Source organism: Qipengyuania sp. 902 (genome assembly GCF_051195295.1).
Taxonomy (GTDB): domain Bacteria; phylum Pseudomonadota; class Alphaproteobacteria; order Sphingomonadales; family Sphingomonadaceae; genus Qipengyuania.
Window position 1 is genome coordinate 21455 of record NZ_JBNJLJ010000006.1, and the last position, 14064, is coordinate 35518.

Here is a 14064-nt window from a genome sequence, read left to right on the forward strand (position 1 = left end):
TGTGGTAAAGGTGCGGGGACGGCGAAAACTATCATTGCTTCGATCGTGAACTCAACTTTGACACGAAGAGAGTGCCGCTCAGCGAAACATCGGCGTTGCCATATCATTAGTTAGGTGTCGCCGCTCGTAGCGTTGAGGCTCGCGGCGCACCGCATCAGCAACGTTAGAGGAGATCATGAAACAGACTATCCGAAATTCAATTCTGATGGCGACAAGTGCCATTGCCCTTGCCGCAATGCCTTCCGCAGCCCAATCGCCAGCTACTACTGCAGACGGAGAGTGGTTGAGTTTGTCCGGAACGGTTGATACCGTCTCAGGCGAAGACTTCATTCTCGATTATGGACAGAGCAATATCGCTGTCGAGATGGACGACTACGACTGGTACGACGAAAATTCTCTGATGGTCGGCGATGAAGTGACCGTCACTGGACGAATGGACAACGACTTCTTTCAAGCGAGACGCATCGAGGCCAGCAGCGTCTACGTCGATTCCATCCATACCCGCTTTTACGCGGATTCGGCGGATGAAGAGGATTTCCTCCCCGCACCAGATGGTCCGATCGCAGGTGACACGGGCGTGACCCTGACCGGCACCGTGCAAACGATCGAGGATGGCGAGATGGTAATCGATGCCGCGCTGTTCGATTATCGTGTCGACACCGACGGATTGAACTACGACCCGTTCGATAGTGAAGGCTGGCAAAAGGTTGAGGTTGGCGATCGCATTTCTGTGAGCGGTCAGTTCGACGATAGCGACTTTTTCGACGGCCCCGAGATCGACGCAACCGCACTCACCGAATTGCAAGGCTAACCGGGCCCACTCCGCGTGGGCAGGCGAGGCGAAGATGATTTGCTTCTTGAGCCCGCGTCTCCACGGGGGCCTTGCCATGCCCTGCAGCTTGCAAACCAAAGAGCGATCCGGCGAGAGGCTGCGATTAATACGCGCTGGCCTGATCGCTCTCCTGAGATCGCCATTTTTCAAAAAGGTTCACAGAATGATGAACACTCCCAGCTCCACACACTTCAAAAAATCCGCCAGCATGGCGACCCTCGCATCGCTTCTCGCTATTGGTGCGGCGGCATGCTCCGAGCAAGCCGAAGTCGAGCTGCCCGAAGAAGACACAGTGGAAATGACAGTTGCCGGGGATGGGGACTGGATAAGGATTGATGGTGAGGTCGTGTCCACGACCGCAGGAAGTCCCTCAAGCTTCGTTCTCGACTACGGAACTGACAGCGTCACGGTTGAAGCTGACGACTGGGATTGGGCATCCGACGGAATTGCCCTGCTTCCTGGTGATCGCGTTAGTGTTACGGGCCGCGTCGACGAGGGCCTCTTTAATACAGAGACTATCGAAGCTGGCGCGATCTACGTGCGCAACCTCAATACCGTATTCTATGCAAGTCCGGCAGATGAGGAAGAACTCGGCCTCGCCGCGGCACCAATGCGCCCTGTAACCGACGGGGTCGACTACACGGGTTGGGTTACCGGTAAATCCGGAAACACATTTACGCTCGGGGCAGGCCCGACAATGATTACAGTGAACACCGAGAACCTTGATACGTCCTACAGCAGCAGAAGTGTTGATACAGGGGACCGGGTTTACGTTTGGGGCGACCTGACCATCGGCGGAAATGGTGGCAGCCAGCTTACTGCAGATGGCCTTCTTGAGCTGACGGATGGAGCTGGCGATGCCGCGCAGACACCATCTTCGGAAAGCGAAACTGATGGGGCCGAACCGACGATGGAAGAGGCGGATGCCAATGCCGAACCGTAAATCCAATGCAGATCGCACCATGTTTGTCGCTTGGGGGTTCGGTGGCGCGGCATTCGGCGCAGCACTAAGTTGGGCGATTGGCAACACGCTCATCGGTATCGCAATCGGCGCTATATTGGGCGGAGCCGCTGCCCTGTGGGCTCGCCAGTTGCAACGCCGCGGTACACACACAACGAGCCAGCCGAATTAATCGATTCTCGGTAAGCTCGCCCGGGCAGCTCCACGCGAGCTGCACGTTCTCTTTGTGGCTTAGTTGCCGGCTTGGAGCTGGAGCTGGAGAGAGCGTTCTTGAGCGCCGCGCTTCAATGTAAGCTCCACGCTTTGATCAACGCGGAAATCGTCAAGCCGGGCGAGCAGATCACCCAGCCTTGCGACCGGCTTCCCGTTCAACGCGGTGATAATGTCGCCAGGGACAACGCCGCGCCTTGTCCGCTGTGCTGGAATCAGACCCGCGCGCTCAGCTGCGGAGCCGGGAAGCACGCGCAAGACGAACACTCCTTCGATGCCTGTCGCGCGCTTAAGCCGGTCGTTGATATCGTCATCGCCATCGATGCCCAGCACAGGTCGCGTATAGCGACCGTCAGCGATAAGCTGCGGGACGACCCGCATCACCGTATCGATAGGCTCCGGACGGGCTGTAGATAGCGGTATTGATACCGATCAACCGACCGGCGGAGTCGAGTAATGGTCCCCCCGAGTTTCCGGGATTTATTGCGGCATCGGTCTGGATCAGATGCTGGATATCAGGCCCATTCTCATTGGGTAGCGACCGGTCCAGCGCTGAAACGATGCCCTTCGTCAGCGTCCAGTCGAGACCGAAGGGATTGCCGATGGCAAAGACGCTCTGACCGACCAGAAGATCACCACTCGTGCCGATTGGAACTGGAGCAGGAGCTATAAATCCCGCGCCGCCGATCTTCAAAACTGCAAGATCGTGCTGCGGGCTTGCCCCTACCAGCGTTGCCGAGAATTCGCGGCCATCTGCCAGCTGGATCCGGGCTTCCGAGGCACCTTCGATGACATGAAAATTCGTAACGATGTGGCCGGCATCATCCCAAATCAGTCCCGATCCCGAACCGCGCGGAATGCTACAAACATTACGTGTCCAGAAATCCGATACCTGCTGCCGGGTCGAAATAAACACGACCGATTCGCGCGAATTTCGAAACAACTCGATGGTCGCACGCTCTTCTGCGCCGAGTTCGGCGCGGGGAGTCACCGTAGGCATATCGGCGGGCGGAGCTGGTTGGAGGAAAAGCAGTGAGGCTACAGCGGCGATAAGCATTGCGTTCACAGCGACCAGCAAAAACATCCAAGGACTGTGGTTTGCATCGGGCTTGGAATATGATGATTTCATGCAGAGGATGTAACGTTGAATTGATACCAATCAACGTTGTGCGCTCCTTTGGTCAGGAAACGGGTGGAAGACCAGCCTTCGTCAAGCAGGCCATCGCCCCTGAGGGCATGACGAAAGTAGACGCAAAATTCGTGCCATCTCTTACTGCCAGCGCGCTAATCCTCCTGTATCGGCGCTTCTGGTGCAGTCGAATGTTACGCGCTCAGGTTGCCGACTTCACACAGTTGCGATGAAGTCCGGCGTTGGATCGCGCCGAGAATCCGGCAAAACGAACGGCCGCTCTCGGGAACTTACAATTGTTCCCTATATGACCGAAAGGAGGGCGCAAAGCTGACACTGATCCCATGTCGCTTCGAGCATGATGGGGGAGGGGGGATTCAATACCCCGTGGATAACATTAGAAAGTGATCGGGTGAGGGGGTGTCGTTGGGGGTAACGACCGCGATAATTAGAGAATAAACCTTTAATTACAGTACAATAAGAAGGCTATTCCTGTCCCTCCTCCGCTACCATAGTTCAATCCGTATGGGTTCGCATTCTTCTGCGCAATTTTCGCTTTCGAGCCGACAGACGGCGTCAGGGCCGTGAACGGCGGCGACACTATCCTGTCGCTGGGCCGTTTCGCTTCCGCCATTCGATCGTGTCGCTCAGCCCAAAAGCGACATCGAAGGCCGGCGACCAACCGGTAGCTTCTTTCAGACGCGTGATATCTGCCACAATCCGTGGCGGTTCGTCCGGCCGATCGGGGAGGGCTCCCAACGCGATCCGGTCCGATTTACCGAGCGCGCGACCGATCCGGTCTACCAGCGAGGCGAGCGAGATACCCGAGCCGGTCGCGACGTTGAATGTACCAGACTCGCCGGAGTTCAGGAGCGCGACGAGGCCTGCGCCCATATCGCTCACATATCCGAAATCCCGCACCGCGCGGCCGCTGCCGATTTCGGCCATTCCTCCGGCCAGCAGCCTGTCGATCACCTGGGGTGCCAAGCGAGACGGGGCCTCATGCTTTCCGAAGAGATAGAACAATCGCGCCCAGGCGATCGATCAGCCGAGCGCCTGCGCATCCTGCCGGACACGATCGGCCAGTTCGGCCTTGGCTCTTCCGTAGAGCGAAGTCGGTGCGATCGGGGTCACATCCTCGATACAATTGCTTTCGGGAGTTGGGTTGTATTCGGCGCAGGTGCCGCAGGCCACCACATGCCCGCCAGTCTCCTCCCAAAATGACCGCAGCAGAGCTGAACTTGCATCGCGCCATGCCCAGTTCGCCTCGAGGTTCCACAGTCCGGCGCCTTCGGAGCGCGCCCACGCCGCATGGACCAGCGCGCCCGGCTTATGCTGGGCAAGGGCCACCTTGACGGTTGGCGGGTCGAGCAGATCGACCGGCACCCATTCGACGCCTTCAAGGTCCGGAGCGGACGCAGGATTTCCCAAGGCCAGGATACGGGAACCCTGCCGCTTGAGCGCATCCACCACCGCGCGGCCGACAAATCCGCTCGCTCCCGTAACGGCAATCGGGCCGGTAGCCCCTCCTTTTCGGTTCGCATCCTGATTATCGTCCATCGAAGCTAATCCGTATGCGTAGGTGTCCGGCGGCCCGGGTTCCTTTAGGCTTGTTTCACGAAGCTGACCGATTGCCGAGGGGAACGCAATGAAAGTCGTCATTCTGGCCGGAGGCCTGGGAACGCGCCTCAGCGAAGAAACATCCGTTCGGCCCAAGCCAATGGTCGAAATCGGCGGAAAGCCGATCTTGTGGCACGTTATGCGCCACTACGCACATTTCGGCCTCAACGACTTCGTCATCTGTTGCGGGTACAAAGGCGAGTATATCAAGCATTACTTCCTCAGCTTCCGCAATCTCGGCAGCGACTTTACGATCGACTTCGGCAGCGGGAATGTGGAATTCCACAGCCCGATCGAGGAAGACTGGAAGGTCACGCTGCTCGATACCGGTGCCGAAACGATGACCGGTGGCCGCGTTGCGCGCACGCGCGCCGTTATCGGCGACAACCCGTTCTGCCTGACCTATGGCGACGGCGTTTCCAACGGAGCTCGTCGAATCGAACCTTCCAAGCGGTGATCGTCTCGAGCGTGGGGTTCACGCCGATAGGAATCTCTTCGAGGTTCCCGAGGTCTTCCAGCGCTTCTGTGCGAATTGACGAGCGCAAGATCGCCGCATTGACGACCGATTGGGAGATCGGCTCGAGGAATTTGCAGCCGATGAAAGCGCCTTCCTTCCACATGACTTTCGCATCGACCTGACCGATTAGGGGCAATTCGATCCTGATCTTATCTCCGGCGTCCAGAGGTACGGTGGTTTCCAGGCGTAACCCGGCTTCCGACAGATCGTGAACGAGGGCGCGGTCAAGGCCGGTAGTCGAGGCGGCCGACAGCTGCAGCAGATTGCGCCCGCGCGTGCGACGCTCACGGAAGAGTGCTGCTTGGATAGGGCGGCTAGATTTCGCCACTTACACACAATCCCGTAATTCAGAACCAGATCCTCCCGACCGTAAATCGCACGGAAATCGCCGCAACGGCAAATAGGGGGAACTGTGATCGCCGCTTTTGAGACACCACCTGTCGGCCAACTGTGCATAGCTAAAAAGGATTGCGCCCAAAAAGCCCTGCTTCGTGAAGGCCAACCGTAAAGCCAGCCGGCCGGGGCGAAGCTGAAAAGTGCCCGGCCGGCTCTTCGGCGGTCAGTCGAGCTTCATCTCAAGCTCGCGTAGGATGTATGTCCCCTTGAGCTCGCGGATGTTGTTGTAGAGTTCGCGGACAGTCTGATTGCTGCTGTCCATATTCGCTTCGCCTAAGGCTTCCATGAAGCGATCATATTCCGCCTTATCGGGATCGAGCGAAGCCATGTTCGGGTAATTCACGCGCAAAACGAGATTTACCTCGCTGCTGCCGAAGGGCACGACGTAGATCCCGTAATCCGTGATCTGCCCGACGCTCTTGGCGGCCTCGTTTGCCCTGACCCATGTCGATCTCAGCCCCTCGAGATAATAGTCGAGCTGGCCAGGCTCGACCTTTACATAGGTGAGCTCGATCACGGTCTCTTGGGGGGTGTAATCTTCCCACACCGTGAGCTGTGCATTGGCTGGAACGGCGAGGCTCATGCCTGCCACGGCGAATGCCAGTCCGGCTACCTTGAAAATATGCTTCATGGTCACTTCCTTCGGTTCAGTGGTAAGCGACCCTGACCCGAGGGGATATGCGACCTCTTTTCTCTCCCGGCTCGTGTGTGACTCCGCCTGGCCCCGGTGTCAAACGACCGCCAATTCGCTTGCCCGGCAAGCTTCGCAATGGGGGTAATACTGCCTTGGTGTTGCAAGCGGCCGTTAGGCGCGGATCGTGGTGGAGGGGCCATTAAGTTGCACGATATTCGCCTTGAGAATCGCAGAGAAACTAACCTAGGCGAGATAGGGCACGACCAGCCGGTCTGCCAGTTCGGACCATGGGCGCAAAAACACGCACATGGCTAGCACCCAAAGCCGTGCGAAAATTCGTGTCGCCCCCTTCACATTGGGCGCGGCTCGGCTATAGGGGCGCTCGCCTGCTGGGGTGTAGCCAAGCGGTAAGGCACCGGTTTTTGGTACCGGCATGCGCAGGTTCGAATCCTGCCACCCCAGCCACTACTTCGCACGATGCTTGCTCAGGGCCGAACCTGCTCGCGAAGCGAACATGCAGGTTCGGAAGCGGAGCGCGGCACGCGCACAGCTGGCCGAAGGTCAACCCTGCCACCCCGGCTATCGTCTCCAAGCTAGAGTTTCTTGCCCTCGAAGTCAGCGGCCGAATGCCGTTCGAGAAGCTGCGTGTCTTCGTCGCCCCAAGCCTTGTTGACGATCCGCCCGCGTTTCACGGCGGGGCGCACGGCGATCTGCTTCGCCCAGCGCTCGACGTTCGTGTATTCGTCGATCGACAGGAATTTGCGGGCCTCGTTGTAGATGGCACCCTCGACGAAGGGGATCATCCACGGTGCTGCCGCCATGTCGGCGATCGTATAGTCGTCGCCGCCAAGGTATTCCGATTGCGCCAAACGCTGGTCGGCGACGTCGAAAAGGCGCTTGGTTTCCATGGCGTAGCGGTTGATCGGATATTGGAACTTCTCGGGCGCATAGGCGTAGAAGTGGCCGAATCCGCCGCCGATGAACGGCGCGCTGCCGATTTGCCAGAAGAGCCAGCTGAGCACTTCGGCGCGGGTGTGATCGGTCGGCACGAAGGCGTCGAATTTCTCGGCGAGGTACAGCAGGATCGCGCCGCTTTCGAATACGCGAACGGGGCGGTCGCTGCTGCGGTCGAGCAGGGCGGGTATCTTGCTGTTAGGATTGACCTCGACGAAACCGCTGGTGAACTGTTGAGCCTCTCCGATATTGATCGTCCAGGCATCGTATTCAGCATCGCTATGCCCGGCCTCGAGTAGTTCCTCGAACATCACCGTCGCTTTCACTCCATTAGGCGTGGCGAGGGAGTAAAGCTGGAAGTCGTGGTCGCCGACGGGAAGGTCCTTCTCTTCGCGCGCGCCAGCAGTCGGGCGATTGATATTGGCGAAGCGGCCGCCGTTCTCGGCATCGTGGGTCCAGACTTCGGGCGGGGTATAAGTCGCATCGGCCATTCTTGGTCTCCTCTGGCACGTGGGCTAGTCTGCCCATCCATTCGTCGCAAGGTGGGGAACCGTGACAGCCCACCCACGGTTTATCGCTACGCCATGACGAAGCTCATCTATGTCGACGACGATCTGCCCGGTATCACCCGCAAGGGTGCGGGAAAGGGATGGGCCTATTACGATCCGAAAGGCCGGCTCATTACCGATAGAGCGGAGAAGCGGCGGCTCAACGCGATCGCCTTGCCGCCGGCCTATGTGGACGAATGGTTCTGCCCTGCGCCCAACGGCCATATCCTCGCCACCGGGATCGATGCGAAAGGCCGCAAGCAATATCGCTATCACCCCGATTTCCGTGCCGAGCGCGAGGGCGAAAAGTTCGACCGCTGCATCGAATTCGGTAGCCTGCTGCCGCTGGTGCGCAAGAAGGTCGAGGAGGATCTTAAAGGAAGCAAACTCACTCGAGAGCGGGCGACAGCCAGCGTCATTCGGCTGCTCGACCTTGGCGCGGTTCGCGTGGGGAACGCGGGCTATGCGGAGCGCAACAAGAGCTACGGCGCGACGACCTTGCGGCGCAAGCATGCCGAGGTGACCGGTAAAACGCTCAAACTGCGGTACAAGGGCAAGTCCGGCAAGATGCGCGAAGTCACGCTGACCGACGGCAGCCTCGCCCGGGCGGTGCGCAAGATGCAGGACCTACCCGGCCAGAACGTCTTCAAATATATCGACGAGGATGGCGAGGTGCAGACTGTCGATTCCGGCGACGTGAACGAATACCTCGAAGCCTGCATGGGCGAGCGCTTTACAGCGAAGAATTTCCGCACCTGGCACGCCAGCGTGATGGGATTGGAATGCCTCCGCGCGGGCGAGGGCCGGATGCCGATGAAGGCGCTGCTCGACTGTGTGGCTGGGCAGTTGGGCAATACGCCGGCGGTCACGCGCAAGAGCTATATCCACCCGGCTGTCATCGATCTCGTCGATAAGCAGGAGGAATGGAGGCAAGGCCTGCGGTTGCCGCGTGCAACGCGATGGCTGACACGAGAAGAGCGTGGTCTGATCGAGTTGTTGCAGGAAAGCCCGAGCGCGGCCGATTTGCTTGCCGCCGCCTGACTGCGCCTAAGACGAGTCGACAAGTTGCCATAGTCTAACTAAAAGACTGAGGCCGATGCTCCGGGGGGTTTCGGCTTTCCGAACCGCAACTTGCCTACGGAATTGGCTTCCCCGATGGGAGAGACGGGGTGCAGCGTCTCGCGGAATTCGATGTCAGTCGACAATTTATCACTGGTCGTGGGAAGCTCGCGGCGCAGCTAACGTTCGGTGCCATTTGTGCAGTGGCGATGATTGGGTTGCGGTCGCTCTATGATATGTGGGCGCCGGAGTCCGGGCCTTTCGCGCTGATCTATCCGACAGTGTTGCTGGCGACCTTCTATGGTCACTGGCGGGCGGGGCTGGTGGCTTTCATCGTCACCTTCTTTTGGGCGTGGTATTTTGTACTGCCTGGGCAGTCGTCCTTTTTCTTTACCAACCCGACCGATCCGGCGCGCGTGCTGCTCAACGCTGTTTGCTGCCTGATTGTCATCGTTTTTGCCGAAGCGTTTCGCCGAGCCGCGCAAAGTACCATGAAGGAAATCCGCGAGCGCGCGGATAAACGGCTGACGCTGCTGGCCGAGCTCGAGCATCGCACGAAGAACAACTTCGCGCTGGTGGCCAGCCTTCTCGAAATCCAGAAACGGCAGATGCCCGACCCGAGCCTGCATGGCGCGCTGGAAGATGCCGTCGGCCGCGTGCGGACCTTCGCCGATGCCTATTCCACCTTGACGATGGACCACGAAGAAGGCGGCGATGTCGCGATGAAGCCCTACCTCGATGTCCTGCTGGACCGGATCGAGCGCGCTGCATTGACCGACAATATCCATGTGTATCGCGAAATAGAGCCGATGAGGCTGCCGAGCGAGACGGCAGTGGCGATCGGCCTCTACCTTAACGAGGCCATCTCGAACTGTGCGAAATACGCGTTCCCCGAAGTTCGGCTCGGCAAGATCGGTGTGTTTCTGCAATCCGTCGATGGTGGCTGGCGACTGACTATCGAGGACGACGGGGTCGGCGAGGAGGCAATCAAGCTCAATCCCGGTGGCTTGGGCAACAACCTGATGCTTGCCTTCGCCCATCAAGCCGGAGCGACGCATTCGGCGGGCCCGGTGTTGAACGGGTTTCGCAACGAGATGCGAATGAAGGTACAGGAACCGGTCTGATCTGGCACGGTTGGGTAGTAGCTGCATTTCGACACACAGCCCGACTTATTTCAGAGGGAAAGCGGTTATGGCCGAGACGATCGACCCCATACTTCCTGAGGAAATTTCTACTTTAGCCGAGCACGTCCTCGAGCTGGCCAAGACGAAGGGTCTACGGCTCGCATCGGCGGAAAGCTGCACCGGCGGGCTGCTGGCAGCTGTGTTGACCGATGTCAGCGGTTTATCGCACGTTTTCGAACGAGCTTTCGTCACCTATTCGGATGAAGCAAAATGTGAGATGCTCGATTGCAACAGCAATGAGATCGAAAATTGCGGTGCAGTCAGCCGTGAAGTCGCACTTGCCATGGCGCAGGGCGGACTGAAAAAATCCGAAGCGGATGTCGTCGTATCGATTACCGGTTTTGCCGGGCCGGCGGGGCCTACGGACGAAGAGGGGCTTGTTCATTTCGCATGTCTGCGCAAAGGAGAAGCTCCGGAGCACTGCGATCGGCATTTTGGGGAAATCGGGCGGGACGGCGTCCGGCTTGCAGCACTTGAAGTGGCGCTCATGATGATGAAGAACGCACTTCTCAAATGACAGGCGATCTCCATCCTTTCTTCGACAGGCATACGCATGGGTTTGTCCGGCTAGCGACTGCAACGCCGAAAGTGCGGACAGCCGACGTGGCTTACAATGCGCAAGGTATCGTGGAGCAGGCAAAAAAAGCAGATGAGCTGCATGTCGACCTGCTGCTTTATCCGGAGCTTTGTCTTTCCTCCTACGCGATAGACGATCTTCACCTGCAGACGGCCCTACTGGAATCGGTAGAGCTCCACCTCACGCAAATCCGTGATGCTTCAAGGGATTTGTCGCCCGTTCTCGTAATCGGTGCTCCTCTGCGCCATAAGGGTCGGATCTACAATTGTGCGATCGTGATCGCGCGGGGCAAGGTCCTCGGGGTAGTTCCGAAGAGCTATCTTCCCAACTATCGTGAATTCTACGAGAAACGATGGTTTGCTCACGGCCGCAACATCCAAGGGTTGGAAATTCGCCTCGGAGATAAGCTGGTCCCCTTTGGAACGGACGTTCTGTTCTCGGCAGAAAACCTTGAGGGGTTCGTCTTCGGCATAGAGATCTGTGAGGATTTCTGGGCACCGCAGCCACCCGGCGTTCTGGCCGCACTCGCCGGAGCCACAATGGTCCTGAACTTGTCGGCGTCGAACATCACGATCGGCAAATCCGACGAACGTCACTTACTGAGTCGTGCAAGCTCGTCTCGCTGCGTTTGCGCCTACGCTTATTCGGCAAGTGGACACGGAGAGAGTACCACTGACCTCGCTTGGGATGGTCAGGGAATGATTTACGAACTGGGCGATCTCCTGGCGGAAAGCGTTCGGTTCGATCTCGAGCCCGAACTATGCGTTGCCGACATCGATACGGGGCGGATTCTCAACGACCGCATGCGGATGCAGACCTTCAATGATGCAGCCGAAGCAGCGGGACGACCAGAGGACTTTTACCGCACGGTCCTATTTACGCACCAACATGACCCGGACGGTGCCGATCTTATCCGCCCGATCCGCCGCTTCCCTTTCGTGCCCAACCGCGCGCACAAGCTGGACGAGGATTGCTACGAGGCCTTCAACATCCAGGTCGATGCGCTGATGCGGCGCATACAGGCTACCGGTGCGAAATCGCTGGTGATCGGCATCTCGGGCGGGCTCGACAGTACGCATGCCCTGCTGGTTGCGGCCAAGGCGATGGATCGGCTCGGCCGGCCGCGCAGCGATATCCTCGGCTATACCATGCCCGGTTTCGCCACGTCGGACGATACCAAGTCGAACGCCTGGAAGCTTATGGAAGCGTTCGAGATCACCGCGGAGGAAATCGACATCAAGCCGACGGCGCGGCAGATGCTGGAAGACATCGGCCACCCCTTCGCCGACGGCGAGCCGCATTACGATGTGACCTTTGAAAACGTGCAGGCCGGGCTGCGTACCGACTACCTCTTCCGCTTGGCGGGCCATCATTCGGGGTTCGTGATCGGCACGGGCGATCTGTCGGAACTGGCGCTCGGCTGGTGCACCTATGGTGTGGGCGATCAGATGAGCCACTACGCCGTCAACGCAGGCGTTCCCAAGACGCTGATCCAGTACCTCATCCGCTGGACCACGACGACCAGTCAGTTCGACAAGCAGTGCGACGAAGTGCTGCTCGCCATTCTCGAAACCGAGATCAGCCCGGAGCTTGTGCCTGCGGGTGAGGACGGCGCGATCCAGTCCACCCAGTCGATCATCGGGCCCTACGAGCTGAACGACTTCTTCCTCCACCACATTGTCCGCTGGGGACAGAGCCCGAGCCATGTCGCGTTTCTCGCGTGGCATGCGTGGAAGGATGCGAAGGAGGGCCTGTGGCCGATAGATTTTCCCGAAGATCGGAAGAACGAATACGACCTCGCCACGATCGCGAAGTGGCTCGAGAATTTCGTGAAGCGCTTCTTCGAATTCAGCCAGTTCAAGCGCAGCGCCTTGCCCAATGGCCCGAAGGTCAGCGCGGGCGGGGCGCTTTCTCCCCGCGGCGACTGGCGGGCACCCAGCGATGCGGTGGCCGATCTGTGGCTCGACGACCTGAAGCGAAACGTGCCGGAAAGCTGATCGAGCTTCCCGGCACGTCGCTGGCGCGTAAGGGAGGGGAGGGTCGGAGGATTACGCGGCCAGCCGTTCGACTTCCTGATGGGCCTCGGCAATTTTCTCTTCGCCGCCTTCGCCCATGATGCCGTCCGCTGCGACTATCCGCACATCGGTCATGCCGAGGAAGCCGAGGAAGAACTTCAACCAGGGCGACATGAAATCGATGTCGCTGCCGATCGCCGTTCCGCCGGTCGCTGCGGTGATATAAACCGTCTTGCCGGTTAGCAAGCCTTCCGGTCCGTTCTGCGTGTAGCGGAAGGTTCGCCCGGCACGCGCGACGAGATCGGCCCAGGCCTTCAGCGTCGCGGGCACGGTGAAGTTGTAGACCGGCACGCTGAAAACGATCGTGTCGGCGGCTTCGAGTTCATCGATCAACTCGTCGGCTATCTTTGCCAAGCCATGCTGCGCCTCCGAACGGTCGGCGTAGGGCGCAAGGTTGGCCGCATGCCGTTCGACATCGATGAAGGGCAGGTCGTTCTTGGCGAGGTCACGCGTGACGACGTTCTCGCCGGCGAGCTTTGCGACCAGTCTGTTGCCGAGGCTGGTCGAAACGTTGTCATCGCCGCGGATGCTGCTGGTAATGTGGAGGATATTCGTCATGGCTCTACTCCTGCTCAGGCCGCATCGACGAGGACGAGTTCGCTGTCTTCGAGGGCGGTAATGGTGATGCTGTCTTCCTTGGTGATGGCGATGCCATCGCGGGCCTGCGCTTCGATGTCGCCCACGCGGATGCTGCCGGTGGCCGGCACGAGATAGAGGTGACGGTCGGCAGTGCGCGGCGTGTAGGTCACGCTTTCGCCCGCCTTCACGGTCGCGCCGAGCACGCGGGCATCGGTGCGGATGGGGAGGGCATCATCGTCATTGGCGACTCCGCTGGCGAGGGGCACGAACTGTCCGGCGCGATCACCTTTCGGAAACTGTCGCGCGCCCCAGTCGGGATCGCCGCCGCGCTCTTCCGGGATGATCCAGATCTGGAAGAGCGTGGTTTCCTCGTCTTCCAGGTTGAATTCCGAATGCGCGACGCCGCGCCCGGCGCTCATCACCTGGACATCGCCCGCTTCGGTGCGGCCTTCGTTGCCCATGCTGTCGCGATGGGTGATGGCGCCGGTGCGGACATAGGTGATGATTTCCATGTCGTTATGCGGATGGGTCGGGAAGCCGCTCTTCGGCGCGATCTTGTCGTCGTTCCAGACGCGCAACGCGCCCCAATTGACGCGCGACGGATCGTGATAACCGGCGAAGGAGAAGTGGTGGTTCGCGTCCAGCCAGCCATGATTGGCCTTGCCGAGACTGTCGAAGGGACGGTGTTCGATCATTTGCCTGCTCCTGTAAGGGAAGGTGTCGTTGGACTAGCAGATAGGCCTTGCTGCTTGTTCCGATAACTGCGATAAAACGCAGCAAAATGTTCAG

14 protein-coding genes, 1 tRNA gene and 1 pseudogene are annotated in these 14064 nt (G+C 59.2%); 8 read left to right on the top strand and 8 right to left on the bottom strand.

What is annotated here, in order from left to right:
- The first annotated feature begins 175 nt into the window (after nt 1–175).
- A complete protein-coding gene (locus ACSH0F_RS14430) occupies nt 176–811 on the top strand; it encodes a DUF5666 domain-containing protein (RefSeq protein ID WP_435203806.1) in 636 nt (211 codons plus the stop codon).
- Nucleotides 812–995: 184 nt separating this feature from the next.
- On the top strand, nt 996–1775 hold the full coding sequence (locus ACSH0F_RS14435; protein WP_435203807.1) for a hypothetical protein: 780 nt from the start codon (nt 996–998) through the stop codon (nt 1773–1775).
- A gap of 249 nt (nt 1776–2024) precedes the next feature.
- Here the strand turns inward: ACSH0F_RS14435 and ACSH0F_RS14440 are convergent, their stop codons facing one another.
- From ACSH0F_RS14440 to ACSH0F_RS14450, 3 genes and pseudogenes are all read right to left on the bottom strand, one after another.
- Complete coding sequence (locus tag ACSH0F_RS14440; protein ID WP_435203808.1) at nt 2025–2336, bottom strand: PDZ domain-containing protein; 312 nt, start codon at nt 2334–2336, stop codon at nt 2025–2027.
- Between the two features lie 19 nt (nt 2337–2355).
- Nucleotides 2356–3132, bottom strand: coding sequence for a S1C family serine protease (locus ACSH0F_RS14445; protein WP_435203809.1), 777 nt, complete (start codon nt 3130–3132; stop codon nt 2356–2358).
- A gap of 600 nt (nt 3133–3732) precedes the next feature.
- Nucleotides 3733–4794 (bottom strand): annotated as a pseudogene (locus ACSH0F_RS14450) (NAD-dependent epimerase/dehydratase family protein).
- On the opposite strand from ACSH0F_RS14450, the gene ACSH0F_RS14455 reads away from it, so the two are divergent.
- Nucleotides 4781–5209 (top strand): sugar phosphate nucleotidyltransferase, encoded by a 429-nt coding sequence (locus ACSH0F_RS14455; RefSeq protein WP_435203810.1) that lies wholly within the window; start codon nt 4781–4783, stop codon nt 5207–5209. The pseudogene ACSH0F_RS14450 and the gene ACSH0F_RS14455 overlap by 14 nt on opposite strands.
- On the opposite strand, the gene ACSH0F_RS14460 is transcribed toward ACSH0F_RS14455, so the two are convergent.
- Nucleotides 5127–5597, bottom strand: a complete 471-nt coding sequence (locus ACSH0F_RS14460; RefSeq protein ID WP_435203811.1) for a PilZ domain-containing protein — start codon at nt 5595–5597, stop codon at nt 5127–5129. The two genes, ACSH0F_RS14455 and ACSH0F_RS14460, sit on opposite strands and share 83 nt — an antisense overlap.
- 231 nt (nt 5598–5828) lie before the next feature.
- Nucleotides 5829–6296 (bottom strand): hypothetical protein, encoded by a 468-nt coding sequence (locus ACSH0F_RS14465; RefSeq protein ID WP_435203812.1) that lies wholly within the window; start codon nt 6294–6296, stop codon nt 5829–5831.
- A gap of 393 nt (nt 6297–6689) precedes the next feature.
- On the opposite strand from ACSH0F_RS14465, the gene ACSH0F_RS14470 reads away from it, so the two are divergent.
- Nucleotides 6690–6764 (top strand) — tRNA-Gln (locus ACSH0F_RS14470).
- Nucleotides 6765–6892: 128 nt separating this feature from the next.
- Here ACSH0F_RS14470 and yghU read toward each other — a convergent pair.
- Nucleotides 6893–7744, bottom strand: a complete 852-nt coding sequence (gene yghU, locus ACSH0F_RS14475) for a glutathione-dependent disulfide-bond oxidoreductase (protein WP_435203813.1) — start codon at nt 7742–7744, stop codon at nt 6893–6895.
- A gap of 93 nt (nt 7745–7837) precedes the next feature.
- Between yghU and ACSH0F_RS14480 the strand changes: the two genes are divergently transcribed.
- The 4 genes from ACSH0F_RS14480 (at nt 7838) to ACSH0F_RS14495 (ending at nt 12618) form a co-directional block, all read left to right on the top strand.
- Entirely contained in the window at nt 7838–8842 is a 1005-nt protein-coding gene (locus ACSH0F_RS14480; RefSeq protein ID WP_435203814.1) for a DNA topoisomerase IB, read from the top strand.
- 221 nt (nt 8843–9063) lie between these two features.
- Entirely contained in the window at nt 9064–9984 is a 921-nt protein-coding gene (locus ACSH0F_RS14485) for a histidine kinase dimerization/phosphoacceptor domain -containing protein (protein WP_435203815.1), read from the top strand.
- A gap of 67 nt (nt 9985–10051) precedes the next feature.
- Nucleotides 10052–10561 carry a CinA family protein gene (locus ACSH0F_RS14490; RefSeq protein WP_435203816.1) on the top strand — a complete coding sequence of 170 codons (510 nt, stop codon included), beginning with the start codon at nt 10052–10054 and terminating at the stop codon, nt 10559–10561.
- Entirely contained in the window at nt 10558–12618 is a 2061-nt protein-coding gene (locus tag ACSH0F_RS14495; protein ID WP_435203817.1) for an NAD(+) synthase, read from the top strand. The genes ACSH0F_RS14490 and ACSH0F_RS14495 overlap by 4 nt, the downstream gene beginning before the upstream one ends.
- 51 nt (nt 12619–12669) lie before the next feature.
- On the opposite strand, the gene ACSH0F_RS14500 is transcribed toward ACSH0F_RS14495, so the two are convergent.
- Both ACSH0F_RS14500 and ACSH0F_RS14505 read right to left on the bottom strand, forming a co-directional pair.
- A complete protein-coding gene (locus tag ACSH0F_RS14500) occupies nt 12670–13254 on the bottom strand; it encodes an FMN-dependent NADH-azoreductase (protein ID WP_435203818.1) in 585 nt (194 codons plus the stop codon).
- A 14-nt stretch (nt 13255–13268) separates the two neighbouring features.
- Nucleotides 13269–13970, bottom strand: a complete 702-nt coding sequence (locus ACSH0F_RS14505; RefSeq protein WP_435203819.1) for a pirin family protein — start codon at nt 13968–13970, stop codon at nt 13269–13271.
- Nucleotides 13971–14064: the final 94 nt, after the last annotated feature.